General features: G+C 67.6%; 26 protein-coding genes. 17 read left to right on the top strand and 9 right to left on the bottom strand.

The genetic code is table 11. The features are described 5' to 3' along the window. Positions 1-4: 4 nt before the first annotated feature. Complete coding sequence (locus BLV15_RS11700; protein ID WP_090228243.1) at positions 5-751, bottom strand: gluconate 2-dehydrogenase subunit 3 family protein; 747 nt, start codon at positions 749-751, stop codon at positions 5-7. Between the two features lie 480 nt (positions 752-1,231). Beyond that, a complete protein-coding gene (locus BLV15_RS11695) occupies positions 1,232-1,894 on the bottom strand; it encodes a DUF4145 domain-containing protein (RefSeq protein WP_090228240.1) in 663 nt (220 codons plus the stop codon). Positions 1,895-2,128: 234 nt separating this feature from the next. Between BLV15_RS11695 and BLV15_RS11690 the strand changes: the two genes are divergently transcribed. Continuing rightward, entirely contained in the window at positions 2,129-3,118 is a 990-nt protein-coding gene (locus tag BLV15_RS11690; protein ID WP_245728175.1) for an Lnb N-terminal periplasmic domain-containing protein, read from the top strand. A 193-nt stretch (positions 3,119-3,311) separates the two neighbouring features. Here BLV15_RS11690 and bglX read toward each other — a convergent pair whose 3' ends face one another. Next, positions 3,312-5,600 (bottom strand): beta-glucosidase BglX, encoded by a 2,289-nt coding sequence (bglX, locus tag BLV15_RS11685; protein WP_090228235.1) that lies wholly within the window; start codon positions 5,598-5,600, stop codon positions 3,312-3,314. Positions 5,601-5,780: 180 nt separating this feature from the next. On the opposite strand from bglX, the gene BLV15_RS11680 reads away from it, so the two are divergent. The 8 genes from BLV15_RS11680 to BLV15_RS11645 all read left to right on the top strand — a co-directional run bounded on the left by BLV15_RS11680 (position 5,781) and on the right by BLV15_RS11645 (position 11,384). Further along, positions 5,781-6,941, top strand: a complete 1,161-nt coding sequence (locus BLV15_RS11680; protein ID WP_090228232.1) for a DUF1615 domain-containing protein — start codon at positions 5,781-5,783, stop codon at positions 6,939-6,941. Between the two features lie 120 nt (positions 6,942-7,061). Continuing rightward, positions 7,062-7,700: a response regulator transcription factor gene (locus tag BLV15_RS11675; protein ID WP_090228230.1), complete on the top strand. Its 639-nt coding sequence runs from the start codon at positions 7,062-7,064 to the stop codon at positions 7,698-7,700. Continuing rightward, positions 7,697-8,086, top strand: coding sequence for a curli production assembly/transport protein CsgE (csgE, locus tag BLV15_RS11670; protein ID WP_407072459.1), 390 nt, complete (start codon positions 7,697-7,699; stop codon positions 8,084-8,086). The genes BLV15_RS11675 and csgE overlap by 4 nt, the downstream gene beginning before the upstream one ends. After that, positions 8,083-8,493: a curli assembly protein CsgF gene (locus BLV15_RS11665; RefSeq protein ID WP_090228228.1), complete on the top strand. Its 411-nt coding sequence runs from the start codon at positions 8,083-8,085 to the stop codon at positions 8,491-8,493. Before csgE ends, BLV15_RS11665 begins: the two co-directional genes overlap by 4 nt. 23 nt (positions 8,494-8,516) lie before the next feature. After that, positions 8,517-9,386: a CsgG/HfaB family protein gene (locus BLV15_RS11660; protein ID WP_090228225.1), complete on the top strand. Its 870-nt coding sequence runs from the start codon at positions 8,517-8,519 to the stop codon at positions 9,384-9,386. Positions 9,387-9,511: 125 nt separating this feature from the next. Further along, a complete protein-coding gene (locus BLV15_RS11655; protein WP_090228221.1) occupies positions 9,512-9,949 on the top strand; it encodes a hypothetical protein in 438 nt (145 codons plus the stop codon). Between the two features lie 38 nt (positions 9,950-9,987). Next, positions 9,988-11,040 carry a hypothetical protein gene (locus BLV15_RS11650; protein ID WP_090228218.1) on the top strand — a complete coding sequence of 351 codons (1,053 nt, stop codon included), beginning with the start codon at positions 9,988-9,990 and terminating at the stop codon, positions 11,038-11,040. A 2-nt stretch (positions 11,041-11,042) separates the two neighbouring features. Beyond that, on the top strand, positions 11,043-11,384 hold the full coding sequence (locus tag BLV15_RS11645) for a hypothetical protein (protein WP_245728174.1): 342 nt from the start codon (positions 11,043-11,045) through the stop codon (positions 11,382-11,384). 53 nt (positions 11,385-11,437) lie between these two features. Here the strand turns inward: BLV15_RS11645 and BLV15_RS11640 are convergent, their stop codons facing one another. The 5 genes from BLV15_RS11640 to BLV15_RS11620 form a co-directional block, all read right to left on the bottom strand. Continuing rightward, entirely contained in the window at positions 11,438-12,166 is a 729-nt protein-coding gene (locus tag BLV15_RS11640; protein ID WP_090228215.1) for an amino acid ABC transporter ATP-binding protein, read from the bottom strand. Next, positions 12,163-12,825, bottom strand: coding sequence for an amino acid ABC transporter permease (locus BLV15_RS11635; RefSeq protein ID WP_090228213.1), 663 nt, complete (start codon positions 12,823-12,825; stop codon positions 12,163-12,165). The genes BLV15_RS11640 and BLV15_RS11635 overlap by 4 nt, the downstream gene beginning before the upstream one ends. Before the next feature lie 49 nt (positions 12,826-12,874). Beyond that, on the bottom strand, positions 12,875-13,624 hold the full coding sequence (locus BLV15_RS11630; protein WP_175534348.1) for a substrate-binding periplasmic protein: 750 nt from the start codon (positions 13,622-13,624) through the stop codon (positions 12,875-12,877). 73 nt (positions 13,625-13,697) lie between these two features. Next, entirely contained in the window at positions 13,698-14,048 is a 351-nt protein-coding gene (locus BLV15_RS11625) for a RidA family protein (protein WP_090228208.1), read from the bottom strand. A 9-nt stretch (positions 14,049-14,057) separates the two neighbouring features. Beyond that, complete coding sequence (locus BLV15_RS11620) at positions 14,058-15,341, bottom strand: NAD(P)/FAD-dependent oxidoreductase (RefSeq protein ID WP_090228205.1); 1,284 nt, start codon at positions 15,339-15,341, stop codon at positions 14,058-14,060. A gap of 175 nt (positions 15,342-15,516) precedes the next feature. Here BLV15_RS11620 and BLV15_RS11615 point away from each other — a divergent pair, with 175 nt between their 5' ends. Then, positions 15,517-16,335, top strand: coding sequence for an IclR family transcriptional regulator (locus BLV15_RS11615; RefSeq protein ID WP_090228202.1), 819 nt, complete (start codon positions 15,517-15,519; stop codon positions 16,333-16,335). Positions 16,336-16,459: 124 nt separating this feature from the next. After that, positions 16,460-16,807: a YgaP-like transmembrane domain gene (locus tag BLV15_RS11610; protein ID WP_090228199.1), complete on the top strand. Its 348-nt coding sequence runs from the start codon at positions 16,460-16,462 to the stop codon at positions 16,805-16,807. A gap of 75 nt (positions 16,808-16,882) precedes the next feature. Here BLV15_RS11610 and BLV15_RS11605 read toward each other — a convergent pair whose 3' ends face one another. Then, positions 16,883-17,605: a pirin family protein gene (locus tag BLV15_RS11605; protein WP_090228197.1), complete on the bottom strand. Its 723-nt coding sequence runs from the start codon at positions 17,603-17,605 to the stop codon at positions 16,883-16,885. 331 nt (positions 17,606-17,936) lie between these two features. Here BLV15_RS11605 and BLV15_RS11600 point away from each other — a divergent pair, with 331 nt between their 5' ends. The 6 genes from BLV15_RS11600 to BLV15_RS11575 all read left to right on the top strand — a co-directional run bounded on the left by BLV15_RS11600 (position 17,937) and on the right by BLV15_RS11575 (position 24,542). Then, on the top strand, positions 17,937-18,368 hold the full coding sequence (locus BLV15_RS11600; protein ID WP_090229060.1) for a DoxX family protein: 432 nt from the start codon (positions 17,937-17,939) through the stop codon (positions 18,366-18,368). After that, on the top strand, positions 18,365-18,928 hold the full coding sequence (locus BLV15_RS11595) for an antibiotic biosynthesis monooxygenase (protein WP_090228194.1): 564 nt from the start codon (positions 18,365-18,367) through the stop codon (positions 18,926-18,928). Before BLV15_RS11600 ends, BLV15_RS11595 begins: the two co-directional genes overlap by 4 nt. 57 nt (positions 18,929-18,985) lie before the next feature. Continuing rightward, positions 18,986-19,804, top strand: a complete 819-nt coding sequence (locus tag BLV15_RS11590) for an alpha/beta fold hydrolase (protein ID WP_090228191.1) — start codon at positions 18,986-18,988, stop codon at positions 19,802-19,804. A 146-nt stretch (positions 19,805-19,950) separates the two neighbouring features. Then, entirely contained in the window at positions 19,951-21,792 is a 1,842-nt protein-coding gene (locus BLV15_RS11585) for an amidohydrolase (RefSeq protein ID WP_245728190.1), read from the top strand. Between the two features lie 205 nt (positions 21,793-21,997). Then, positions 21,998-23,593 (top strand): MFS transporter, encoded by a 1,596-nt coding sequence (locus BLV15_RS11580; RefSeq protein WP_090228186.1) that lies wholly within the window; start codon positions 21,998-22,000, stop codon positions 23,591-23,593. Between the two features lie 37 nt (positions 23,594-23,630). Next, the gene (locus BLV15_RS11575; RefSeq protein WP_090228184.1) at positions 23,631-24,542 is read left to right on the top strand and encodes a LysR family transcriptional regulator; all 912 of its coding nucleotides are present in this window, start codon (positions 23,631-23,633) and stop codon (positions 24,540-24,542) included. The last annotated feature ends 139 nt before the right edge of the window (positions 24,543-24,681 follow it).

Genomic DNA, 24,681 nt, shown 5'->3' with positions numbered 1-24,681 from the left:
TCGATTAACCCTTCTTGTTCCAGGCGGAGCTGCCGATGATGGAGAGCGGTACCAGGTCGAGCTTCTGGTTATGCAGCGCGATGTAGTCGCGGTAGTCATAACGCGCACCGGGGAAACCGATCATTTTCCAGCTCACCATGTCGCGGTTGCCGCCGTAGATCGGGTCGGCGAAGAAGCCTTCCATGGTGTTGCCCAGCACCTGCTGGAAGAAGAACTGGGCGTCGATGCCCTCGAGGGTGATCGCGCCTTTCTCCAGATCGGTCAGCACCTTGTCGCGCTGCTCGCCCTCGAGGCCGCTGAACGGCTTCTGGAACTGCGCCTGGCAGTACTTGCCGAGGGCGGCGAGGCCGATGCGGTAACGCTCCTGCGGCACCAGCGGCGACTGGTCCGCCTGCGCCGGCGTGCCCGGCGTGAAGGGGCCTTCGCGGTAGAGGCGGGCGAAGGTGCCGTACTCGCCGGCCAGCTGACGGTCGATGAACACCGCGCAGCCGGCGTCCTTGCCACTGACGCTGAGGTCGTCGGCGGGAATCAGGCGCTCGACGATCGCCTCGACTTCGCGGGCTTCCTCGGCCGTGAAGAACTGCCAGCCGGGTGTGTCGTAGTGCATCGGGCCGTTGTGGTCGAAGGGAATCCACCCGGGCGTACCGGCTACGGTGGCCGCCTTGGCGCTGGCGGCGGCGCCGACGGCGAGCGAAGCCGCCGACGAGACAAGGATCTGCCGTCGGGTAAAGCCTTTGGATTTATCGGTCATGCGAGGCTCCTGCGATACGCGTCTGACGAGCCGGGGCTGCTCGCCGAAAGCGGCGTAGTCGCTATCAGTTCACGGTGGTGCCGTTGCCATGCAGGCGCAGGCGGAAACATCCACGTGGGGGCACGCGACCTTTGAGGGGCAGGGGCCAGGTCGATGCGCTGCACCGGAACCGATTGGCCGTGGTCCGTTGGTCGTCTCTTCCCGACGTTTTTATAGGGTAAGGTGTTACAAATTGCCGCAGTGAAAAAGTTGTGCAATTCACTGTTACAAATTTGATATCAATCCAGCCGTTTTTGTTCCCGCAGGGCTTGACGCCATGTAGGCCGTTGATTCCAGCGGATCGAGGGTAGAGATGCGGCGTGCGACCGAGCGCAGAAAGGGTTCGGCATCAGGGAGCTGATGCGCGCCTTCTCTCGTCGCGAAGGGGGATGTCGGTCAGTCGATCCGTTGGCGCTGCGGCTGCGGAAACCGGTCCTCGGATCAGCCCGCGCGCCGGCGAGGCGCGGCGATTCCCGCGCCGGGGCGGGAAAAGGCGAACAGCAGGAAGGTCTCGGTGAAGTCCAGCAGTTCCTGGGCTTCCTCCTCGGCGACGTCATCGTCGAGCAGCGTCGCGGCGCTGCCCTCGATGCGGACGAAATGACCCCAGGCAGCCAGCGCCGACGGGATCACGCCCTCGTTGCGCAGACGATGGAAACGCTCGCGAAGGCCGGCGGTGCCCGGCAGCAGGTCGTGGCTGGCCAGGTCCAGCGCGCTGACACAGAGTGTCGCGCAGGCTTCGAAGTCGCCGAGTGCCAGCCGCGCGCGGGCCGCCGAGAGGCGATCCGCTGGCTGCAACGGCGTGGCGAAGGGCGCGGGGATCGCCCGCGGTTTCGGATACACCGCGTGGACGACGAACGGCAGCGCCGGCGCGATCTGCCCGCCGTGACGCGGAAGGGTGATCGAGCCGGGGCCATCCAGCGGGCCGTCGAGTCCGGCAGAGGCCAGCAGTACGTCGACGCGGAGCGTACAGGTGTTGCAGCTCATCTGCAGGCGCCAGCGCGAGCCGGACTCGTTCTTGCGCAGCAGCGTCTGTCGGCACGAGGTGAAGGTGCGCTTGGTGGCCAGGCAATGCGGGCAGGTTCCGACGTAGTAAACAGTACCCATCTGCGCTCTCCACTGCGGCGGCCGATGTGTCCGGTGTTGTAGAAAGCTCCGACCATGCGTGCCTGCAGGCGTTCCGGCAGCGGCAGCGGTTTTCTTCCGAGCCGCGTGCGGCGGGACGAATCGGCCGCGGAACTGTCCCTAGCGGAGACGGGCATCGCCGTCCGTCGCGATAGGATGCAGGCCCGCCTCGAGGCGAGGCTCTCTCAATTTCCGGCCCTGATAGGGATGACGTTCATGTGGCGTGTACTTCTGCTTACCCTGACTTCGCTGCTGGTGCTGGCCTCGGCGGCCTGGGCCGCGTTGGCGCTGAGCTACCGGCTGCCCGGCCCGACGGCGCTGCGCTATGCCGGTGCCGCGGCGTGGGTGCTGCTGAGCGTGCTTGCGCTGGTGCTGCTCTGGCGCCACCGGGTGCTGCTCGGCCTGGCTGGCTACGCGCTCGGTTTCGCCGCGCTGCTGGTCTGGTGGAACGCCATCGCGCCGTCAGCGACCCGCGACTGGAGCCCCGACGTGGCCAAGCTCGCCACCGGCCGGGTCGAGGGCGACGTCCTGCTCATGGATCAGGTGCGCGACTTCACCTGGCGCAGCGACGAGGACTTCGACGTGCGTTGGCAGGCACAACGCTATGACCTTTCCCGACTGGAGTCCGTCGACTTCGTCACGTCCTACTGGGGGATGCCGGCGATCGCCCATGTGCTGGTGTCCTTCGGTTTCGGCGACGGCCGTTTCCTGACCTTCTCTGTGGAAATCCGCAAGGAGAAGGGCGAAAGCTATTCGTCGCTGGCCGGCTTCTTCAAACAGTACGAACTGAGCATCATCGCCGCCGAAGAGCGGGATATCGTCGCGGTACGCACCAACGTGCGTGGCGAGGACGATTACCTTTACCGCGTGGACCTGCCGCGCGAGGACATCCGCCAACTGCTGCTGGCGTACGTCGAACAGGCCAATGAGCTGCAGCGGGAACCGCGCTGGTACAACAGTGCCACCGCCAACTGCACGACGCTGGTGTTCCAGATGATGCAGAAGATCGTCGGCGGCCTGCCGCTGGATTACCGGCTGCTGCTCAGCGGCTACCTGCCCGGCTACGTGATGGAGCAGGGCGGCCTGCAACCGGGGCTGTCGCTGGAGCAACTGCGCGAGCGCGGGCGGATCACCGAGCGGGCCAAGCAGGCGGCGGGACGGACGGACTTTTCCCTGGCGATCCGCCAGGGCGTGCCGGGCTGGTAGGGCGGCGGTAGGGTGGGCTTCAGCCCACCCTACGGTGCTGCGCGAGCGCGGGCGGATCACCGAGCGGGCCAAGCAGGCGGCCGGGCGGGCGGACTTTTCCCCGGCGATCCGCCAGGGTGTGCCGGGCTGGTAGAGGGCGGGGCGGCGCAGGGTGGACCAAGGCCCACCCTGCGCGCGGAAGCGCCAGCGCTGCTCAGCGCAGCTCGAAGCCCTGCTGCTTCACGTCCTTCGAATCCAGGCCGATCTGCAGGTTGAAACGGCCGGCCTCGGCCACGTGCTGGAGTTGCGCGTTGTAGAACTTCAGCTCGTCCTCGTCGATGTCGAAGCGCACCACCTGCTCCTCGCCGGCCTTGAGCATGACCTTGCGAAAGTCCTTCAGCTCCTTGACCGGGCGGATCATCGAGGCGGCGATGTCCTGGATGTACAGCTGCACCACCGTTTCGCCGTCACGCGTGCCGGTGTTCTTCAGCGTCACGCTGGCTTCGAGCCGGCCATCGCGCCGCAGCGTGGCACTCGACAGGCTGATGTCGGACAGGCTGAACTGGGTGTAGCTCAGGCCGTAGCCGAACGGGTACAGCGCGCCGTTGGGCTCCTCGAAGTACTGCGAGGTGTAGTTGCCCGGCTTGCCCTCGATGAAAGGCCGGCCGATGCGCAGGTGGTTGTAGTAGGTGGGGATCTGCCCGACCGAGCGCGGGAAGGAGATCGGCAGCTTGCCGGACGGATTGTAGTCGCCGAACAGCACGTCGGCGATGGCGTTGCCGCCTTCGGTGCCGCTGAACCAGGTCTCCAGGATCGCGTCGGCGTTGGCCTGGGCCCAGTTCAGCTGCAACGGACGGCCGTTCATCAGCACGATCACCAGGGGTTTGCCGGTGGCCTTGAGCGCCTTGAGCAGCGCGCGCTGGCTGGCCGGAATGCTCAGGCTGGTGCGGCTGGAGGACTCGTGGGACATGCCGCGCGACTCGCCCACCGCGGCGACGATGACGTCGGCCTGACGGGCGACCTCCACCGCGTTGGCGATCAGCTCCTTCGGCGGGCGCGGGTCCTGCACCACTTCCGGGGCGTCCCAGTTGAGGAAGTTCAAGTAGTCGACGACATGCGCATCGTCGGTGACGTTGGCGCCGCGCGCATAGACCACCTGCGCCTTGTCGCCCACCGCGTTGCGCAGGCCCTGGTAGAGGGTGACCGCCTGCATCGGCACGCCGGCGGCGGACCAGCTGCCGAGCATGTCGACCTTGGCATCGCCCAGCGGGCCGATCAGCGCAATCCTGCCCTGCTTCTTCAGCGGCAGCGTCCGGGCCTCGTTCTTCAGCAGCACCATCGACTTGCGCGCCACGTCGCGCGCGGCCTCGCGGTGCAGTCGGCTTTCGGCGTTGTTGTCCTGCGGGTCGTCGGTGGCCTTGCCAATGCGCAGGTAGGGGTCGGCGAACAGGCCCATGTCGTACTTGGCGCCGAGCACCTCGCGCACCGCGTTGTCGATTTCCTGCACGCTGACCTCGCCGGATTTCACCAGGCCCGGCAGTTCATCGCGGTACAGCGAGTCGTGCATGGAGAGGTCGATGCCGGCCTTGATCGCCAGCTTGGCGGCCTCGCGCTCGTTGTCGGCGACGCCGTGGTTGATCAGCTCGGTGACCGCGCCGTGGTCGCTCACGGTGACGCCCTTGAAGCCCCATTCCTTGCGCAGCAGGTCGTGCATCAGCCAGGTGTTGGCGGTGGCCGGCACGCCGTTGATCGAGTTCAGCGCCACCATCACGCCGCCGCTGCCGGCATCGAGGGCGGCCTTGTAGGGCGGCAGGTACTCCTGGTACATGCGCACCGGGCTCATGTCCACGGTGTTGTAGTCGCGACCGCCTTCCACCGCGCCATAGAGGGCGAAGTGCTTGACGCTGGCCATCACGCTGTCGGCGGTGTTCGGCGCGGCGCCCTGAAACGCCTTGACCATGGTGGCGCCGGTCATCGAGACCAGGTGCGGGTCTTCGCCGAAGCCTTCCGAGGTGCGGCCCCAGCGCGGGTCGTGGGTGATGTCGACCATCGGCGCGAAGGTCATGTCGATGCCGTCGGCGGCGGCCTCGATGGCCGAGGTGCGGCCGGCCAGGGCGACCGCCTGCATGTCCCAGCTCGACGCCAGCGCCAGGCTGATCGGGAAGATCGTGCGGTGGCCGTGGACCACGTCGTAGGCGAAGAAGATCGGGATCTTCAGCCGGCTGCTGACTGCGGCATCCTGAAGCGGCCGGTTGTCGGCGCGGGTGACCGTGTTGAAGGTGCCGCCGATGTGCCCGGCGGCGATTTCCTTGAGGATCTGCGGTTGCGGCATGTCCGCGCCGATGCTGATCAGGCGCAGCTGGCCGATCTTTTCCTCGAGGGTCATGCGGCCGATGAGGTCGGCGATGAACGCCTGCCTGTCCTGGGCGGCGGTGGGTTTGACGTCGGCGAATGCCGGTTGAACGAGGCAGGCCAGAAGCCCAAGCAGATACAGCCTTTTCATTATTCGTTTCTCGGGCCGACGGCAGCGTCGAACGGCGGGCCTGGTAGGGAAATACGGGTGGGTTGGCTGGGCTGCTTTTTATCCGATTGGCGGGCGGCCGAACAGTCCTTTTTCATCCCGCGCCGACCGCCCAACGGCTGCGGGTTGCCCGGGCAGTGCGGATGCGGTTATTGATGGCCGATGAATCCTCCTCGCATCGACTTCGCCGCACCGGCGTACCGCTCACCGACAACCGCTGTCGTCCGTCGCGGCCCGTGTCTTCCCTTCATCGCCTGCCTCGCGCTGCTGCTCGCCGGGTGCGGCACGCAGCGGCCGCAGGAGCCGCCGGAGCGCGCCGCCGAGGTGGTGCGCGCGGAGATCGTCCGGCTGATGCCGGCCAGCGTCGCCGACCGCAACGGCTGGGCGGCGGACATCTACACCGCGTTCTCCGCGCAGGAGATTTCCACCACCACCGAGAACCTCTGCGCGGTGCTGGCGGTGACCGAGCAGGAGTCGACCTTCCAGGCCGACCCGCCGGTGGCCGGGCTGGCGAAGATCGCCCGCGCGGAAATCGACCGCCGCGCCGGCGCGCTGCACGTACCGGGTTTCCTCGTCAGCGCCGCACTGCGCATCGACTCGCCGAATGGCAGGACCTACAGCCAGCGCCTCGCGGCGGTGCGCACGGAAAAGGAACTGAGCGCGATCTTCGACGACTTCATCAGCATGGTGCCCATGGGGCGCCAGCTGTTCGGCGGTCTCAACCCGGTGCACACCGGCGGGCCGATGCAGGTCAGCATCGACTTCGCCCAGGCGCACGCGCGGGGGTATCCGTACCCGGTCGACGGCTCGATCCGCCAGGAAGTGTTCAGCCGCCGCGGCGGGCTGTACTTCGGCACGGCCCATCTGCTCGGCTATCCGGTGAACTACCCGCAGCCGCTGTACCGCTTCGCCGACTTCAACGCCGGCTGGTATGCCAGCCGCAACGCCGCGTTCCAGAGCGCGGTGAGCCGGCTGACCGGGATCAAGCTGGCGCTGGACGGCGACCTGCTGCTGCCCAACTCGCCGCTGGCCGGGCAGACCGAGCGCGCGGTGCGCACCCTGGGCAAGCGCCTGGAGATGAGCGACGGCGACATTCGGCGCGCGCTGAACCATGGCGACAGCCTCGACTTCGAGGACACCGACCTCTACCGGCGCGTCTTCGCCCTGGCCGACGCCAAGGCCGGCAAGCCGCTGCCGCGTGCGGTGCTGCCGGGCATCACCCTGGAAAGCCCGAAGATCACCCGCACCCTGACCACCGCCTGGTTCGCCCAGCGCGTCGACGAGCGCTGGAAGCGCTGCATGGCCAGGGCGGGGAAAAACTGACGGTTCGAGCAGGGTGACGAATTTTTGTCGGTTTTCCTGCTGTTGGTCCGTTAGTCCTTGTAACTGATTGGTTACAGGCTACTTTCTCGATCTAGGTACGGCCCGCGAAGGACGGGATACATGGAAGTCGGGAGAGAAAGGTCGACGGCGCTACCGGCCACGGTTCGCCTGATCACCACCAATCCGCTGCTCGGCGAGTTGTTCAAGCATTTCCTCGAGCAGCGCTCGGCCATCGAGCTGCAGGTGGCCGACCTGTCGCGCCTCGCCGAGCCCTCGGCGCTGCGCCTGCTGGACATCGGCAGCCTGTGCCCGGAGCGCCTCGCCGAAGGTGTCGAGCGGCTGCCCGCGCAGGCGCCCATCGCGCTGATCAACGCCCCGCCGGAACTGGCGCTGACCTGGGTCGCGCGCTATCCCGGCATCCGCGGCGTGTTCTCCCCGCAGACCAGCCGCGAGCAGCTGCTGCGTGGCCTCGACGTGCTGCTCGCCGGCCAGGACTGGCTGTCGCGGCCGCTGATGGCCTACCTGGTGCAACGCCTGCGAGCACTGCAACGCCCGTCCAGCGACATGCTCACTTTGCGCGAGCGCGAAATCCTCTGCCTGGTCGGCCGTGGCCTGTCCAACGCCGCCATCGGCCGCGCCCTGTGCCTGAGCCCGCACACGGTGAAGAGCCATATGCACAACCTGCTGCGCAAGACCGGGTCGGCCAATCGCGCTGAGGCCGCCCTGCGTTTCCATGCCGGCTCGCCGGAGTCGCCGTGAGGCGCTGGCCGCTGTTGGCCTGGCTGGCGCTGGTGCCGGTCGCCGCAGCGCATGCCGGCGAGGAGCTGATCCAGGGATTGGTCATCGACAGCACCATTTCGCGCTTCGGCCATGACTTCTACCGCGCCTTCGGCGACCGCCTGGCGGATACTTCCGAGATGGATTTCAACCTGGTGGTGCGCGAACGGCCGTCGGCACGCTGGGGCAGCCTGATCTGGATCGAGCAGGACCAGCGCGTGCTCTACCGCCAGTTTCTGCAACCGAACGCTTCCCAGGTGACGGATTCGGCCTACGGGGCGGCCGATCAGGTCGTCGAGGCCATCGCGCGCCGGCGACTCGAGGATTTGCTGCAAGACAACACCGACATGGAGAGGGACGAGCTATGACGCGCCATCGCTGCACCTGGCATCTTCGCCTTGGCTTGCTGGCGGCGCTGGCCGGCGGCGCCCAGGCCACGGAACTGGTCTATACGCCGGTCAACCCGTCCTTCGGCGGCAGCCCGCTGAACGGCACCTACCTGCTGAACAACGCGACCGCCCAGGACCGCTACAAGGACCCGGACATCTCCGGCGGCACCCGTCTTTCGGCGCTGGAGCGTTTCACCAGCCAGCTGGAGTCGCGGCTGCTCTCGCAGGTGCTGGCCAACGTCAACGACGGCAGCTCCGGCACCCTGTCCACCGACCAGTTCATCGTCAACATCGTCGACGACTCCGGCACCCTGACCGTGCAGATCACCGATCGCGCCACCGGCGAGATCTCGGAAATTTCCATCAGCGGCTTCAACGCCCCGTGATCAGTCCGCGCGAGACCTCATCCATGAAACCGCATGCGCTCGTCCTCCTGCTGTGCGCCGGCCTGTTTCAGGGCTGCTCGGTTCACGACCCGATGCCCGCCGAGCAGCACGCAGCGCCGACCCTGACCCCGCGCGCCTCGACCTACTACGACCTGCTCGCGCTGCCGCCGCCGAAGGGCCCGCTGGTGGCGGCGGTGTACGGCTTCCGCGACCAGTCCGGGCAGTACAAGCCGAACCCGTCCAGCTCCTTCTCCACGGCGGTGACCCAGGGCGCCGGCAGCATGCTGGTGGACGCCCTGCAAACCAGCGGCTGGTTCATCGTGCTGGAGCGCGAGGGCCTGCAGAACCTGCTCACCGAACGCAAGATCATCCGCGCCACGCAGAACAAGCCGGACCTGCCGGAAAATCTCGAGCAGACGCTGCCGTCGCTGCAGGCCGCCAACCTGCTGCTCGAAGGCGGCATCGTCGCCTACGACACCAACGTGCGCAGCGGCGGGGAGGGCGCGCGCTACCTGGGGATCGGGGTTTCCGAGGAATACCGGGTCGATCAGGTGACGGTGAACCTGCGCGCCATCGATACCCGCAGCGGGCGCGTGCTGGCCAACGTGATGACGTCCAAGACCATCTATTCGGTCGGGCGCCAGGCCGGGGTGTTCAAGTTCATCGAGTTCAAGAAGCTTCTCGAGGCCGAATCCGGCTACACCACCAACGAGCCGGCGCAGCTCTGCGTGCTCTCGGCGATCGAATCCGCGGTGGTCAACCTGATCGCGCAAGGTATCGAACGGCGGCTGTGGCGGGCGGCCGACGCCAATGCCATCGCGGGTAGTTCGCTGGCGAAATACCTGGAGGCGGCGCCGGGCCGACCGGCGGTCGCGAAGGCGACGGGGGATTAATCCCTTCGAGGGCTTCGCGGGGCGTTTTTTCAGCCGATGGGGCGATACCCGCCAGGTGCCGGAAGAGCGAAGAATTGCGCCGTTCGGGCTCCTGGTTCAGGTGCGGTATGAGTCGATGGCGGGGCATGTGTGGAGCGCTGGCGCTGGCGCTGGGCGGCATCGACGCCGGCGCCGCCGACCTGCTGGACAACGCCGACCTGGCGTCCGGCAGCGAGCTGGCCCGCACTGCCGCCGCCAGTACCGCGCGCATCCAGCAGATCGGCCTGGCCAACCGCGCCGCCATCGGGCAGACCGGCGAGCGCCTCGTCGCCCTCATCCGCCAGACCGGCGCCGCCCAGGAAGCCGCCATCGCCCAGGATGGCAGCGAACTTTCCGCGCAGATCATCCAGACCGGCTACGCCAACCGCGCGCGCATCGACCAGCAGGGCAACGACAACCAGGCCGTGATCCGTCAGCTCGGCGCGTACAACGACGCGCGCATCGAGCAGGTCGGCGACGGCTTCAAAAGCAGCATCACCCAGTTCGGCAATCACCAGAACATGCAGGTCCGCCAATACCGCTGACCGGCACGGACGTCACAACGAGAGAACGGAGAATCCCCATGCGTGTGCTCATCCCCTTCGCTGCCCTGGCTTTCGCCCTGACGGCACCCTGCGTGCTGGCCGACAGCAGCGCGGTCCTCGAACAGAACGGCACCGACAACCAGGCCACGCTGGACCAGGAGGGCAGCGACCACAGTGCCACCCAGACCCAGTACGGCGTGCGCCTGAGCAGCGACATCACCCAGCGCGGCTCCGGGCATACCGCCATCAGCGAGCAGAACGCCTACGACAGCCAGGTGAGCATCGACCAGAGCGGCGCCGGCAACTACGGCGCGGTCTATCAGCTCGGCGGCGAGAGCAACGCCGCGGGCCTGAGCCAGGACGGCTACGCCAACAGCGCCACGCTGCGCCAGGAGTCGGTGAACTTCGACGTGCTGATCGGCAACACCGCGACCATCAGCCAGAGCGGCGCCACCAACACCGCCGACGTGCAGCAGGACGGCGCCGGCAACTGGCTCCAGGCGAGCGCCAGCGGAACCGGCAACAGCCTGCAATCGGTGCAGAGCGGCATCGGTACCTCGGCGACGGTCTATCAGGTCGGCGACAACAACGCGGTGTCGGTGAACCAGGATTTCTCCGGTTCGGCCAGCCTCAGCCAGAACGGTAACGACAACGTGCTGGCCCTGACCCAGGGCGGCCTGGAGAATCCCCGGGCGACGTTGAGCCAGACCGGCGACGGCAACCAGATGGAGGCGAACGTCCAGTTCAAGTTCAACGCCCTGGAATTCGCCCAGGAAGGAGACGGCAACAGCCTGTTCGTCGACCAGAGCGGCCGCAACGGCAGCGCCAGCGGCTCTTCGGCGGGCAACGACAACAGCGCCAGCTTGGTCGTCGACGGCGACGACTACGTGGTCAGCATCGACCAGACCGGCGACGCCAACATCGCCAGCCTGGACAGCGCGGGGATCGGCAACCTCGCCAGCATCGTCCAGACCGGCTCGACCAACCAGGCCAGCATCAGCCAGTCCGGCGGCTTCGACACCTTCACGCCGCAGACCGCGCGGATCACCCAGACCGGCGACGGCAACGTCGCCAGCATCGTCCAGCACTGACGGTGCGCGGCTACTGCGCGGCGGTGCTGCTGGGCTGCGCCGCGCTGGCGGCGGCGACGGATGCGCCGCAGCTGCGTCTGCAGCCGCTACCGCCGGGCCACGCCGAACTCGAACTGTGCTTTCCCGACCTCGGCGGGCCGTTGCGTTTCGAGCTGGAAGTCGATGCGACGGGCGCCGCCGGCACCACCCGCAGCCGCCAGCGCGGTGAGCTCCCCGCCGGCCAGCCCGGCTGCCCGCTGCGCAACCGCCTGAGCGCCGCCCCCGGCACGCGTATCGATGCCCTCCTGCGCTGGTGGGTAGGCGACGCCGCGCCCCAGGCGCTGAGTACCTCGCTCGATCTCTAGGCAAAGAAAAGCCCACCTGAAGGTGGGCTTTTCGTCAGCGGCCACTGCCGGCGTCACTCGTGGGAAACCCGTCGGAGGAAATCCTGCATCCGCTCGTTGGTCGGATTGCTGAGAATTTCACGAGAGGTGCCCTGGGCGACGATCATGCCTTTCTCGAGGAACAGCGTGCGATCGGAGACGGCGCGGGCGAAACCCATCTCGTGGGTCACCACGATCATCGTCAGGCCTTCCTGCGCCAGCGACTTCATCACCCCGAGCACTTCGCCGACCAGCTCCGGATCGAGCGCCGAGGTCGGTTCGTCGAAGAGGATCGCCTTGGGTTCCATCGCCAGCGCGCGGGCGATGGCTACGCGCTGCTGCTGGCCGCCGGACAGCTCGGTGGGATAGGCATCGTGCTTGGCCGCCAGGCCGACCCGGTCGAGCAGCTCGCGGCCGCGTCCGAGCGCGACGTCGCGCTTGACGTGGTTGACGTAGATCGGCCCTTCGATGACGTTCTCCAGCACCGTGCGGTGGGGGAACAGGTTGAAGCGCTGGAACACCATGCTGACGCTGCGGCGGATCTCGCGAATGCTCCTGGCACTGTTGTCGACCTTCACGCCGTCGATGCTGATGGTGCCGCCGTCGTAGCTTTCCAGGCCGTTGATGCAGCGCAGCACGGTGGATTTGCCCGAGCCGGAGGGGCCGATCAGGCAGACCACTTCGCCGCGCTCGATGGTGGCGCTGACGCCGTGCAGCACCTTCTGGCTACCGAAGGATTTGGTGATGCTGTCGATGACGATCATCGCGTACCCCGCTTGTACTTGCGCTCGAGCAGACTGGCCAGGCCCATCAACGGCAGGCTCAGGCAGAGATACATGAGGGCCACCAGGGTGAACACCGTGGCGCTCTGGAAGGAGGAAGCAGCGATCAGCTTGCCCTGCATGGACAGCTCCACCACGGTGATGATCGAGGTCTGCGAGGAATCCTTGAGCAGCAGGATCATGTTGTTGCTGTAGGGCGGCAGGGCAATCTTGAACGCCTGCGGCAGCACCACCCGGCGCATCATCAGCGTGCGCGACATGCCCAGCGAATTGGCCGCCTCGAGTTGCCCGGCGTCCACCGCCTCGATACCCGAGCGGAAGACTTCCGCCATGTAGGCCGAATAGGCCAGGCCGAGGCCGATGAAACCGGCCTGGAAGGCGCTCAGTTGCACGCCCATTTCCGGCATCACGAAGTACAGGTAGAACAGGATGACGATGATCGGGACGCCGCGGATCAGGTTGGTGATGGTCTTCGAGCCGCCCGCCAGGATCGGCACGCCGGAAACCCGCAGGAACGCCCAGACCAGCCCCAGCAGCGAGGCGAACGCCAGCGCGCACAGGGTGATGGCGATGGTCATCCACACGCCTTGCAGCAGAATCGGCAGGAAGCGCAGGGCATCGCTAAAAAAGCCATCGAACATGGCGTAACTCCTTTGCTGCGGCGCCCGTTGCGGGCGCCGGACTAGCGGATCACGGGGTGATTTCCCACTTCTTCAGGATGCCGTCGAGGGTGCCGTCGGCCTTGAGCTCGGCGATGCCCTTGTTCACCCGGGCGAGGAGGTCGGCGTTGCCCTTGCGCACGGCGATGCCGATGGCGATGCGGATCTGCTTCTGATAATCCTCGGCGACGTGCAGGTCTTTCGCGCCGGACTGCTTGACCGTGTAGCGCATCACCGGGCCGTCGCCGATGGCCGCGTCGAGGCGGCCGAGGGCCACTTCGCGGATCATGTCGGACATGCTTTCGTACATGCGCAGTTCCTTGAGGCCCTTGGCCGCCTGCATCGGCTCCACCATCACCGTGCCGGTCTGCACGCCGACCACCTTGCCCGCGAAGTCCGCCGCGCTCTTGTAGGTGCCGTCGCCGCGGTACACCACCTCCTCGCTGTAGGCGAAGAGTTCGTCGGAGAAGTCGACGACCTTGGCGCGCGCCGGGTTGATCGCGAAGGCGGAGCTGATCAGGTCGATCTTCTGCGTCTGCAGCGACGGCACCAGGCCGGCGAAGGGGATCGCCTGCAGCTCGGGGGTGAAACCCAGTTTCTGGCCGAGCGCCTGGGCGATGTCGATCATCACGCCCTGCAGGCTGTTGCTCTGCGTGTCGAGGTAGTTGAAGGGCACCGCGGTGGGTGTCGCGCCCACCTTGAGCGTGTCCGCCTGGACGGTACCGATCAGCGCGGGAACGGCGAGGGCGGCGCAGGCCGCATATTTCAGCAAGGCATTCATTCGGGCGTAGCTCCTGATTGAGAACGGCAGCATCGATAGGGTGGCGTCCGCCTTGTGGCCGGCGGATCACGGGTCACAGGGCGGCGGTGACGATGATCTCCACCAGCAGGTCGGGGCTTGCCAGGCGCGCCTGGCAGGTGGCACGGGCCGGTGCGGCGTCAGCTGCGACCCAGGCATCCCAGACTTCGTTCATCCCGGAGAAGTCCCTGTCGATGTCCTTCAGCCAGATCTGTGCGCTGAGCAGGCGGCTCTTGTCGGTCCCGGCATCGGTCAGGAAACCGTCCAGGCGCGCCAGCACGTCGGCGGTCTGCGCGCGGATGTCGCCGCTACGGTCGGTGGCGATCACCCCGGCCAGGTAGACGGTGCCGTTGTGGACGACCGCGCGGCTCATGCGCGCGCCGCTATCGTGACGGGTAATGCTCATGTGTGTTCCTCATCGTGAGTGAGTGGAAGGGCTGGATGCCGCGCCGTGGAAGCGCGACAGCGAAAACGGCGCCAGGCGTCGGGCCTGGGCTGGGTCGCCGATCGCCGCGGCGATCAACCGGCCGGTGGGGGCGGACCCTGTCAGGCCGAGGTGCCCGTGACCGAAGGCGCACCACAGGCCGCCGTGGCCGGGCACCGGGCCGATCACCGGCAGCGAATCGGGCAGGCAGGGCCTGTGGCCCATCCAGGATTCCCGCTCGCGGGTGTCCAGGCCGGGCAGGCCGGCTTCGGCATGCTCGGCCAGCAGCGCGGCGCGGCGCTCGCTGGGCAGTCGTTGCAGGCCGCCGAATTCCACCGTGCCGGCGACCCGCAGGCCGTCCTCCATCGGCGTGATGAACACCTTGCGGTCGGCGAGCACGACGATCCGGGAGAGCGAAACTCCCGGCCGGAGGAGCTTCAGGTGATAGCCGCGCTGCGATTCCAGCGGCACCTTCAGGTTCAGCGTGGCGAGCAGTTCGGCGGACCAGGCACCGGCGGCGAGTACCACCTGGCGCGCCGCGTAGGAGGCTCCGTCGCCGTGGAGCCGCCAGCCAGCCTCCTGCGCCTGCAGGCGCCTGATCGAGGTGCGGGCGAATTCCACGCCGCGAGCTTTCAGGTGATCGGCGAGGGCCGTGGCGTAGCGCTGCGGATTGGCGACCCAGGGCTGCTCGGGCAGGTAGTAGCCGATGCGGTATTCCGCGCCCACGGCGGGCTCCATCGCGTGGATACGCGCCGCATCGATGCGTTCGAGGCGCAGGCCGTGCTCGCGTTTGAGTGCCCAGCCGGCGGCGTCCTTGTCCATCGCCTCGGCGTTTGGGTAAAGGTGGATCTGCCCGCTGTCGACGATCAGCTCGGGATGGCCGATCTCCGCTGCCAGCGCGCGGTGGCAGGCCACCGCATCTCCGATCAACTGGTGCAGCGCCTCGGCGATGCGTGCCACCCGATCGGGCCGCGCGGCGAGCACGAAGCGCGTCATCCAGGGCGCGACCCGCAGCAGGTAGTCTGCCGGCACGTACAGCGGACCGCGGCGATCCATCAGCATGCCCGGCGCGCTGCGCAGGATGCCGGGCATCGCCAGCGGAGCCACCGCGCCGGAAGCCAGCGAGCCGGCATTGCCCGACGAGCAGCCGGCGCCGGCGTCCTGCGGATCGATCACCACCACGGCGTGGCCGGCCTTGCGCAGGTAATGCGCGGTGCACAGACCCACGATCCCGGCGCCGATCACGGCGATCCTGTTCAACCCATCAGCGTGCATTCGATACGTCCATCCGGCACTAAACCCATGACCGGAGTATCGGTGTGCGCCAGACGGACATTCAATAGTTTGGGATCGTTTAACAATCGATGAATATCGCATAGCGATATTCTTGAGTATGCTCGCCACACGCCTCGATGCAGGCGTCGACCTTTTTCATTTCGCAGGAACGACCATGAGCCGAGAGGATTCATCGCTATTCGTGCAGTCGCTGGCCACCGGGCTGGCGGTTCTGGACGCGTTCGATGCCGAACATGCCTCGATGAACCTGCCGGAGATCGCGCAGACCGTGGGCATCTCGCGCAGCGCCGCGCAACGCTTCGCCTACACCCTCGAAGCCCTCGGGCTGCTGAAGAAGGACGCCCAGAGCAAGCGCTTCTCACTGTCACCCAAGGCGCTCAACGTCGGCTACCGCTACCTGCAGTCCAACCTGTTGCTGGAGCGCGCCAATCCCTACCTGCTGGACCTCAACCGGGTCACCGGCGAAACCGTCAACCTGGCCGAGCCTGACGGCCTGAACATGGTCTACATCGGCCGCTTTCCCAGTCCGCAGCGCAGCATCGTGCACATGCCGGTGGGGCGCCAGCTGCCGATCTACTGCACCTCTGCCGGCCGCGCCTACCTGTCCGGGCTGGAGGACGAACGGGTGCTGGAGATTCTCGAGGCCTCCGAGCGGCCGCGGCTGACGCCCAACACCGTGACCGACATCGACGCGCTGCTGGCGATGATCGCCGCGGCGCGCGAGAGCGGGTTTGCCTACAGCATCGAGGAGTTCTACCTCGGCGATCTGGCCCTGGCGGTGCCGCTGTTCGATGTGCGCGGGCGGCCGGTGGCGGCGCTCAACATCTCGGTATCCACCGCGTTCTGGAGCTTGGAAAAGGCCCTGGCCGAGCTGGTGCCGCAACTGCTGCACACGGCCAACCTGATCTCCACCAAGCGGCCCAACCAGAAGCTGATGGAGCCTTTCCACATCGGCTACGGCATGGCCCGCTGAACGGCGCGGAAACCCGAGAGCTTCGCCGCGCCAACCGGCATGCGCGGGCCATGTGGTCGCCTCGTGTGAACAGGAGGAGCGATCGAGCGGTCAGCTGTAGCGACTCCCCATAAGCGAGAACCCCATGAACCGACTCTTCGACAAGACCGCTGAACAGAACGTCCACGGCTGGGAACGCGGCGCCTCGCTGGCGGCCGGGCTGGTGTTGCTCGGCAAAGGCGCGCGGCGCGGTGGGCTGGGCGGCTTGCTGGCAATGGCGCTGGGCGGTGCGGCGCTCGTCCGTGGCCTGACCGGGCGCTGCGAAGCCAAGCGCCTGCTCGAGCGGCAGCCGCCGGCCGCGACGCCGGATGTGCAGCGTTACGCCCACATGCCGATGGATTCCGAGGTGCACAGCCCGGACTTCGAGGATGCCGACGTCGAATTGCCCAACAGCACGCCGATGGGCCACGAGGCGCGTCCCGGCCAGCCCTGATCCCGCCCGCGCCGAATCGCGGACAGCCGAAAGCGCGCCGGGAGGCGCGCTTCGGGTGTGCGTGGATGAAGCCGGTCACGGCATCTGCGGCAGTTCCTGCGCGCGCAGATCGAAGACCAGTACCTCGGCGCCTGCGCCGTGGCTCAGGGTCAGCTCGCGGGTGTCGCGCAGCCGTACACCGTCACCCTGCTGCAGTTGCACGCCGTTGAGCTCGACGCTGCCGCGCGCCACGTGAACGTAGGCGTAGCGGTCTTCGTCCAGGGTCAGGCGTGCCTGCTCATCGCCGTCGAACAGCCCGGCGTAGACCCGCGCGTTCTGGCGCACCTGCAGCGAACCGCTGGCGCCGTCCGGCGAGATGATCAGCCGCAGTTGGCCGCGTTTGCTGGCCTCATCGAAATGCTGCTGCTGGTAGCCCGGTTGCGCGCCACGCCGATCCGGCACGATCCAGATTTGCAGGAAGTGCACCGGGTTGGCCGCCGAATGGTTGTATTCGCTGTGGCTCACGCCGGTGCCGGCGCTCATCAGTTGCACGTCCCCCGGGCGGATCACCGAGCCCGTGCCGAGGCTGTCCTGGTGCTCCAGCTCGCCTTCCAGCACGTAGGAGAAGATCTCCATGTCGCGGTGCGGGTGCTGGCCGAAGCCGCGGGCGGGCGCCACGGTGTCGTCGTTGATCACCAGCAGGTCGGAGAAACCCTGCTCGCGCGGGTCGCGGTAGTTGGCGAACGAGAAAGTGTGGAAGGACTGCAGCCAGCCATGGTTGGCGCGGCCACGATCGGTGGATTTGCGGATTGCCAGCATGATGATTCTCCTCGGTTGAGGCGGCGCCGAAGGAAGCTTCCGCGCTGCGATGGGAGAGATACTACTGTCCTTTATTGATCAGATTAACGACCTGAAAATGGAATGATTGTCCCGTTTGGGTTGACGGTGGTCCGCCCGACGCTTGTTCATCGTTGCGACGTGCCGATCGACGCGATTCGGCGCGCGCAATACAGCACATCCGTCCAATCGCGAGTCCGCCGCCCTGCGCATAGTGGAAACCCTCGTCCGGGCCCATTCGCCCGTCGCGGGCAACGGTGGTCGTATGCCGGCCGCATCTTTCATTCCTGCAGGAGAGGCGCACGTGAACCGCATGCATTGGCCGCCCCGGCCCGACCTCGGTCTGCTTTGCCTGCGCCTCTGCGGTGCTTTCCTGTTGCTGGCGGTGCACGGCCTGCCCAAGGCACTGAATTTCCGCGCCTCGCTGCTCACCATCGAGGACCCGCTGCACCTCGGCGCCTACCCCACGCTGCTGGCCGCGATCGCCGCCGAGGTGCTTTGCCCGCTGCTCATCGCGGTGGGCTGGTTCACCCGTTTGGCCTGCCTGCCGGTGATCTTCCTGCTGCTGGTCGCGCTGCTCTTCGTGCATCCCGAATGGACGCTGGAGCAGGGCCAGTTCGGCTGGCTGCTGGTCGCGATCTTCTTCAGCCTCGCGGTGGCCGGGCCGGGGCGTCATTCGCTGGACGCACACCTCGCTCGCCGGCAGCGCCGCGCGTATTCCCTGGCAGGAGGCCACTCCCCATGAGCAGCGTCGATCTCAACGATGTCGTCACCCTGGTCATCCAGCACAAGGTGCGTCCGGGGCAACGGCCCGGTTACGAGGCCTGGCTCAAGCGCGCGGTGGCGGCGGCCAAGGAGCAGAGCGGCCATCTGGGGGTGAACGTCATTCGCCCGCAAAGCGAGGAGGGGCCCTTCACCACGGTGATCCGTTTCGCCGAGGCCTGGCAGCTCAACGACTGGATCGCCTCGGACCGGCGGCGCCTGCTGATCGAGGAGGTGCTGCCGCTGCTGGAGGATGGCGATCATCCGGAAGTGCACGCCGATGCCGAATTCTGGTTCACCCCGCCGCACCCGGACGTGCGCCAGCCGCCGAAGTGGAAGCAAGCGGTGCTCACCTACCTGGTGATCTGCCCGCTGACGATGCTGATTCCGCCGCTCTGGCAGCCGCTGTGGCAGCGCTACCCGGTACTCGGCGGCGTGGTCCCGAGCAACATGCTGGTGACCCTGTGCATCGTGGTGCCCGTGGTCTACCTGATCATGCCCTACGTCAGCCGCTGTTGCGCCGGCTGGCTCAACGCACGCTGATCCGGCCGCACTGACGGCCACCCTCGTGTCATCAAACACAACAGAGAGGAACCCACCATGAGCACATTCACTACCCGCGACGGCACCGAGATCTATTTCAAGGACTGGGGCAGCGGCAAGCCCGTGCTGTTCAGTCACGGCTGGCCGCTGGATGCGGACATGTGGGAATACCAGATGGAGTACCTGAGCAGCCGCGGCTACCGCACCATCGCCTTCGACCGTCGCGGGTTCGGCCGTTCCAGCCAGCCGTGGGAAGGTTACGACTACGACACCTTCGCCGACGACATCGCCCAACTGATCGAGCACCTCGACCTGCGCGACGTGACCCTGGTGGGCTTCTCCATGGGCGGCGGCGACGTCAGCCGCTACATCGGCCGCCACGGCACCTCCCGCGTGGCCAAACTGGCGCTGCTCGGCGCGGTGACGCCGATCTTCGGCAGGACGGCGGATTATCCGCAGGGCGTCGACCCGTCGGTGTTCGCCGGGATTCGCGACGGGCTGCTCAAGGACCGCGCGCAGTTCATCGCCGATTTCGCTACGCCGTTCTACGGCATCGACAAGGGCCAGAAGGTCTCCGACGGCGTGCTCACCCAGACCCTGAACATCGCGCTGCTGGCCTCGCTGAAGGGCACCGTGGATTGCGTCACCGCCTTCTCGGAAACCGATTTCCGCGGCGACCTGGCCAAGGTCGACGTGCCGACCCTGGTGATCCATGGCGACGGCGACGCCATCGTCCCGTTCGAGACCACCGGCAAGGTCGCCGCGCAGTTGATCAAGGGCGCCGAGCTGAAGGTGTATCCGGGCGCGCCGCATGGTTTCGCCGTGACCCACACGCAACGGCTCAACGAAGACCTGCTGGCGTTCCTCGCCGGCTGATTCGGAGGAGGCGCCGCATGACGTCCGATCCGAAGGACCCCAAACGCCGCCAGATCGTCGCCGCCGGCAGCCTGCTGGGTGCGGCCGGCGCTCTCTGGTCCGCCCTCCCTTTCGCCGGACGTGCCGGCTACGCATTCGGAGCGAACATGAACAACGCCGATCTGATCCTGTTCAACGGCAAATTCCACACCGTCGACCGCGAACGGCCGCAGGCCACGGCCGTGGCGATCAAGGACGGCCGCTTCGTCGCGGTCGGCAGCGACGCCGAAGCCATGGCCACCAAGGGCGCGGGCACGAAGGTCATCGACCTGCGCAAGCGCACCGCGATTCCCGGCCTCAACGACTCGCACCTGCACCTGATTCGTGGCGGCCTGAACTACAACCTGGAGCTGCGCTGGGAAGGCGTGCCCTCGCTGGCCGATGCGCTGCGCATGCTCAAGGACCAGGCCGAGCGCACGCCCGCGCCGCAGTGGGTGAGGGTGGTGGGCGGCTGGAACGAGTTCCAGTTCGCCGAGAAGCGCATGCCGACCCTGGCCGAGCTGAACCAGGCGGCGCCGGATACCCCGGTGTTCATCCTCCACCTGTACGACCGCGCCTTGCTCAACCGCGCCGCGCTGAAGGTGGTCGGCTACACCAGGGACACGCCGAACCCGCCCGGCGGGGAGATCCAGCGCGACGCCAACGGCGAGCCCACCGGCATGCTGATCGCCCGGCCGAACGCGATGATCCTCTACTCGACCCTGGCCAAGGGGCCCAAGCTGCCGCTGGAATACCAGGTCAACTCGACCCGCCAGTTCATGCGCGAGCTCAATCGCCTCGGCCTGACCAGCGCCATCGACGCCGGCGGCGGTTTCCAGAACTACCCGGACGACTACGCGGTGATCGAGCAACTGGCCCGCGAGGACCAGTTGACCGTGCGCATCGCCTACAACCTGTTCACCCAGAAGCCCAAGGAAGAGCTGACCGACTTCAAGAACTGGACCGGCAGCGTCACGCTGCACCAGGGCGATGACATGCTGCGGCACAACGGCGCCGGCGAAATGCTGGTGTTCTCCGCCGCCGACTTCGAGGACTTCCTCGAGCCGCGGCCGGACCTGCCGCCGGGCATGGAGGCCGATCTGGAGCCGGTGGTGCGCCACCTGGTCGAACAGCGCTGGCCGTTCCGCCTGCATGCCACCTACAACGAATCCATCTCGCGCATGCTCGACGTGTTCGAGAAGGTCAACCGCGATATCCCGTTCAACGGCCTGCCGTGGTTCTTTGACCACGCCGAGACCATCACCCCACAGAACATCGAGCGCGTGAAGGCGCTCGGCGGTGGTATCGCCATCCAGGACCGCATGGCGTTCCAGGGCGAGTACTTCGTCGACCGCTACGGCAAGCAGGCGGCGCAGGGCACGCCGCCGATCAAGCGCATGCTCGCCGAGGGGCTGCCGGTGGGCGCCGGCACCGACGCCACCCGCGTCTCCAGCTACAACCCCTGGACCTCGCTCTACTGGCTGGTCAGCGGCCGCACCGTCGGCGGCCTGGCGCTGTACGAGGAAGGCCTGCCGCGCGAGACCGCGTTGCAGCTGTTCACCCAGGGCAGCGCCTGGTTCTCGTCGGAGCAGGGCAAGAAGGGGCAGATCAAGGTCGGCCAACTGGCGGACGTCGCCGTGCTGTCGCAGGACTTCTTCTCGGTCGAGGAGGAAGCCATCAAGCACATCGAGTCGCTGCTCACCGTGGTCGGCGGCAAGGTCGTCTACGGCGCCGGCGAGTTCGACGGGCACGGCATTGCGCCGCTACCGGTGATGCCGGACTGGTCGCCGGTGGTCAAGGTGCCCGGCCATTGGCGTCCGGCCTCGCCGTTGCAGGCCCAGGTGCACCAGTGCGCCGGCCCTTGCGCGGTGCACGCCCACGGCCACGACAAGGTGCGCACGGCGAACGTGCCGGTGAGCGACTTCGCCGGCTTCTGGGGCGCGTTCGGCTGCTCGTGCTTCAGCTTCTAGACCCTGGGAACGGTGGGCTGAAGCCCACCCTACCTGTTCTCGCGGCGCCTCGATGGGTGTACCGGTATCTGCCGCGCCACGGTTCGCAGGATGGGTCGAGGCGCGCAGCGACGATACCCATCGCGGTGCGGCGTTGGCCGATGGGTGTCGCGGCACTCGCCCCTTTTTTATCGAAACCGATCGCTTTTTTTTACGAGACCTCTCCATGGACAGCACCCTCAAACCGACCAGTGCCAGCCCCTGGAGCCCGCTGAAGCTGTCGGTGTTCCGCTGGCTGTGGCTGGCCAGCATCGCGTCGAACATCGGCACCTGGATGCACGAGGTCGGCGCCGGCTGGCTGATGACTTCGCTCTCGGCCAGCCCGCTGGCGGTGGCGCTGGTGCAGGTCGCCGGCGCCTTGCCGATGTTCTTCCTCGCGCTACCGGCCGGCGCGCTGGCGGACATCGTCGACAAGCGCCGCTACCTGCTCGTCGTCCAGCTGTGGATGGCCGGCGTGGCGGTGCTGCTCGCCAGCCTGACCCTGCTCGGCCTGATGAACGTGCCGTTGCTGCTGGTGCTGACCCTGGCGATGGGCATCGGCACCGCGCTGATGATGCCGGCCTGGTCGGCGCTCACGCCGGAACTGGTGGGCAAGGACGAACTGCCGGCGGCGGTGGCGCTGTCGAGCCTGGGGATGAACGTGGCGCGGGCCATCGGTCCGGCCGTCGCCGGGGTGCTGGTCAGCCTCAGCGGCCCCTGGCTGACCTTCGCCCTCAATGCGCTCTCGTTCTTCGCCGTGATCGGCGCGCTGTATGCCTGGAAGCGCACGCCGACGCCGAGCATCCTGCCCGCCGAGCGGCTGTTCGGCGCGGTGCGCCTGGGCATCCGCTACGCGCGCAGCGCCCGGCCGTTGCAGGCGGTGCTGGTGCGCACCATGGCGTTCTTCGTCGGCGCCAGCGCCGGCATGGCGCTGTTGCCGCTGCTGGTGCGCAGCGAGCTGAAAGGCACCGCAGCCGATTTCGGCATCCTGCTGGGTTGCGTCGGCATCGGCGCGGTCGGCGGCGCGGTGCTGCTGCCGAAGCTGCGCCAGCGCCTGCGCGGCGACCTGATCGTCGCCGGGGCCAGCGCGCTGTATGCCGGCGTGCTGTTCTGCCTGGCGTTCATCCGCGAGTTCGCCCTGCTGATCCCGGTGATGCTGGTCAGCGGCGCGGCCTGGATCGCCGTGCTGTCGAGCCTGCAGGTGGCCGCGCAGACCTCCGTGCCGAGCTGGGTGCGGGCGCGTGCGCTGGCGGTGTACATCCTGGTGTTCTTCGGCTGCAGTGCGGCGGGCAGCCTGCTGTGGGGCTCGCTGGCCAGCAGGGCATCGCTGGCGGTGGCGCTGGCGGGCGGCGGCAGCCTGTTGCTGCTGGGCATCCTGGCGTCCTGGCGTTTCCGCCTGCCGGTCACCGCGTCGGACGACCTCGCGCCGTCGCTGCACTGGCCGGCGCCGGTCCTCGACGACGCGCTGGACCGCGAGCGCGGCCCGGTGATGGTCACCCTGGAGTACGACATCCCGGTGGAGCATGCCGCCGCCTTCGGCGAGGCGATGCTGGCGGTGCGCGCGATGCGCCGGCGCAACGGCGCGCTGTCCTGGGGGCTGCTGCAGGACAGCGAGCGACCGCAGGTGTGGCAGGAATTCTTCTTCGATGCGTCCTGGCTCGAACACCTGCGCCACCATGGCCGGGTGACCGTGGCCGAGCAGCGCATCGAGCAGAACGCGCGGCAGTACCAGCGCGACGGCGTGGCGGTGAAAATTCGCCACCTGCTCGGGGCTGCGCCATGATCGGCGCCTGTCGCCATGCGGGCAAAGGGAGGCCGCGATGAACCGTAACGACCTGCGCAAGGTGGACTTGCAGCTGCTGGTGGTGTTCGAAAGCCTGATGCACGAACGCAACCTCACGCGCACCGCGGAAAAGCTGTTCCTCGGCCAGCCGGCGATCAGCGCGTCGCTGCTGCGTCTGCGGGATTTCTTCAACGATCCGCTGTTCGTCCGCAATGGCCGCGAGATGGAGCCGACGCCGCGCGCGCTGGAAATCTTCCGCCGCCTGCCGGGCGCGCTGGATGGCGTGTCCCAGGCGATCAGCGAGGTCCGCGACTTCGCCCCGGAAAGCAGCGACGCGGTGTTCCGCATCGGCATGTCCGACGACGTCGAATGCGGGCTGCTGCCGCAATTGCTCGCCCACTTGCGCCAGGCGGCGCCGGGTTGCGTGATGGTGGTGCGCGCCGCGAACTTCCTGCTGCTGCCCGGGCTGCTGTCCACCGGCGAGATTTCCATCGGCATCAGCTACACCACGCAACTGCCGGCCAACGCCAAGTGCCGCACCTTGCGTAACATCCGCGCACGGGTGCTGCGCGCCGACGACGGCACGCCGCCGCTCACGCTGGACGACTACTGCGCGCGGCCGCACGCGCTGGTGTCGATGTCCGGCGATCTGTGCGGCAACATCGACCAGGACCTCGCGCGCCTGGGGCGCTGCCGCAAGGTGTCGCTGGCGGTGCCGCACTTCGTCGGTCTCGGCGCCCTGCTCAGGGGCTCGGACCTGATCGCTACGGTGCCGGATTACGCGGCCGAGGCACTGGTGCTCGGTGGCGGCCTGCGTGAAGAGGAACCCCCGTTCGAGATCGTGCCGTCCAAGCTGACCATGGTCTGGCGCGCCGCTCAGGACCAGGACCCCGCCGAGCGCTGGCTGCGCCAGCAGATCGTGCAGTTCATGAGCGCCGCCGGCGACTGATCGCGGGCGCCTGCGCCCGTGGGCAAACCTCGTACCCCTCTTTAGTGGGGCTGCTCGGCAACACCGCCTCGCCTGTCAATCCTGCCGCCGGGCTCGGATAATGGCCGCCAGGTTCATTGCAGGGGGCGAAGGTGTCCGA

Source organism: Pseudomonas kuykendallii, assembly GCF_900106975.1.
GTDB classification, from domain to species: domain Bacteria; phylum Pseudomonadota; class Gammaproteobacteria; order Pseudomonadales; family Pseudomonadaceae; genus Pseudomonas_O; species Pseudomonas_O kuykendallii.
Note: the sequence above shows the minus strand (reverse complement) of the source record. Positions and strands in the feature narration are given on the sequence as shown.